Genomic DNA, 2,307 nt, shown 5'->3' on the forward strand with positions numbered 1-2,307 from the left:
ATCTTCACCCGCGACCTGCAGGAATCCGAGCGCTTCCTCGGCGTCGACGGATCGGACTGCGGCATCGCCAACGTCAATATTGGCACGTCGGGTGCAGAGATCGGCGGCGCCTTCGGTGGCGAGAAGGAAACCGGCGGCGGCCGTGAGAGCGGCTCCGATGCGTGGAAGGCCTATATGCGCCGCGCCACCAACACGGTGAACTATTCCAAGGCGTTGCCGCTGGCCCAGGGCGTGTCGTTCGACATCGATTGAGGACTCCGGGGCTCCATGCATCCCCGCACGGGGTATGCATGGAGCCCCGATCATCTGCCTGCCGGCGAGCCGAAGGCCTCGACGAAGGCGGCATCGATGATGGCCAGCTTCACGGCCTGGGCGGTCATGTATTCGCGGTAGAAATCGGCCGACACCCACATCACCGAATTGCCGCGTTGGCCGAGCCAGCCGACGCTGCCGAGGTCCTCGGCATCACGCAGCTTGCGCCCCAGATGGGTTCGCGACAGTTTGAGCCATTTGGCGAAATCGCCGATCGAGACGATGCCGGTCGGGATTTGATCGAGGCCGGCATGATCGGGATCGACGCTCGATATCAGCCAGTCCATGACGACGCCGCCATTGTTGAGCCAGGTGAACAGGGAAAAGGTCTGCCTGGGCTCGCGGACGGGGTTGGAGGAGACCAGGCCGTCGGCCACCAGCGGCTGCACCCTGGCGAGCGCGTCGGGCCGTTCGAGGAACGTCGCCAGACGGTTCGCGCCGTCGAGGCTGTCCAGCGTGTGCAGATGCGCCATCATCCAGCCGGCGACCGTCTCCAGCGTGTTTGCTGTGGGTTGTATCGGGCGGATGCGCCCGTCATGCGCCGTCGGCAGAAGCTCGACGAAATTGTAATGCAGCATCTCTTTGATGAAGGCGTCAGCGGTGTTGCGGCTGGCGACGGCGTTCTGGCGGATCACGTCGATGAAACGTGCCGCCGTCAGTTGCTTGCGGTAGTCATCGGGCTTCCGCCTGAAATGCAGGGCGAGGCCGATATGCGCCATCAGCCAACGCTGCTGGGTGGCGAACACAGACGAGAGCCGAGGGCTCATTCCGTAGGCCTGGATCAGCGCCTGCGCCTGGGCACGGACACAGCGATACAATGCCGGGTGGCCCGCAATAAGCTCCGAGGTCAGCGCCATTCTCCCCCTGCTCCGATTCGGCCTGACGGCTGCGAAGACCCAACCACATTTTCAGCCTTCCGCTTCTGTGTCCAGAAGCAGTCCGCCGGTGCCGGTTCACAGCATCGTGGGTTGGTGCATGACCTACGATTTCCCGGGGCAGCCCGATGTCACGGCGATTGTCGGCGGCCCTCGCTTGCCGGAAAACAGGCGTTGAAAGCGGCATCCACAATGGCCAGCTTGGCGGCCTGGACGGTCATGTACTCCTGGAAGAACGTCTTCGACACCCACATCACCGAATGGCCGCGCAGGCCAAGCCAGCCGATGCTACCGAGATTCTCGGCCGCGCTGAGCTTGCGGGAAAGATGGGTGCGCGAGAGCTTGAGCCATCTGGCGAACTCGCCGATCGAAACCACGCTGGTCGGAATGCGGTCCAGGCCGGCATGATCGGGATCGATGCCGGACATCAGCCAGTCCATGACGATACCGCCATTGTTGAGCCAGATGAACAGGGAAAAGGTCTGGTTGGGTTCGCGCACCGGCTTGGAGGAAAGCAGGCCGTCCGCCACAAGAGGCTGCAGCCTGGCAACCGTCTCGGGCCGCTGCAGGAACCTCGTCAGGCGATCGCCGCCGTCGAGCTGATCCAGCGTCTGCAGATGGGCGAGGACCCAGCCGGTAAACGTTTGCACGGTGGCCGCCGTCGGCTGCAGGGGGTGCGTGCGCCCGTCGCCGCCCGACACATATTCGGCGATGTTGTAGTGCAGCATCTCCTTGATGAAAGCGTCAGCGGTGTTGCGGCTGGCCACCGCGTGCTGGTGCACGACCTCGATGAAGCGCGACACCGTCAATTCCTTGCTGCGATCGTGCGGGTCACGCCTGAAATGCATGGCAAGTCCGACATGGCCCATCAGCCAACGCTGCTGCGTGGCGAAAATGGAAGCCAGCCGTGGGCTCTCTTCATAGATGTGGATCAGCGCCAGCGACTGTGCCTGAACATGGCGATGCAGGGCTGGATGGGCGGCAATGTCTTCCAGATTCAGCGCCATCCTCCTTGTGTTCCGAGCGAGCCACTGCAACCCAGACGACGTAACCACATTTTCAGCGTTCGCCGCTTGTGTCCAGACGTTCCATCCCGGTCCACAGGCATGGAGAGCAGGCC

Annotated in this window: 3 protein-coding genes; 1 reads left to right on the plus strand and 2 read right to left on the minus strand. The window is 63.3% G+C overall.

What is annotated here, in order from left to right; all coding sequences use genetic code 11:
- Positions 1-252 (plus strand): aldehyde dehydrogenase family protein (locus ACXJ7R_RS30345; RefSeq protein WP_457155038.1); only part of this gene is annotated, 252 nt, incomplete at its 5' end.
- Positions 253-302: 50 nt separating this feature from the next.
- Here ACXJ7R_RS30345 and ACXJ7R_RS30350 read toward each other — a convergent pair.
- Together ACXJ7R_RS30350 and ACXJ7R_RS30355 are read right to left on the minus strand one after the other, a co-directional pair.
- Entirely contained in the window at positions 303-1,169 is an 867-nt protein-coding gene (locus tag ACXJ7R_RS30350; RefSeq protein ID WP_457155039.1) for a hypothetical protein, read from the minus strand.
- A gap of 149 nt (positions 1,170-1,318) precedes the next feature.
- On the minus strand, positions 1,319-2,194 hold the full coding sequence (locus ACXJ7R_RS30355; protein WP_457155040.1) for a hypothetical protein: 876 nt from the start codon (positions 2,192-2,194) through the stop codon (positions 1,319-1,321).
- Positions 2,195-2,307 lie beyond the last annotated feature (113 nt).

The organism is Mesorhizobium sp. P5_C1 (assembly GCF_054049815.1).

Bases quoted from the DNA above. Each gene is read 5' to 3' on its own strand.
- ACXJ7R_RS30350 (WP_457155039.1), bottom strand. From the start codon at position 1,169: ATGGCGCTGACCTCGGAGCTTATTGCGGGCCACCCGGCATTGTATCGC.
- ACXJ7R_RS30355 (WP_457155040.1), bottom strand. From the start codon at position 2,194: ATGGCGCTGAATCTGGAAGACATTGCCGCCCATCCAGCCCTGCATCGC.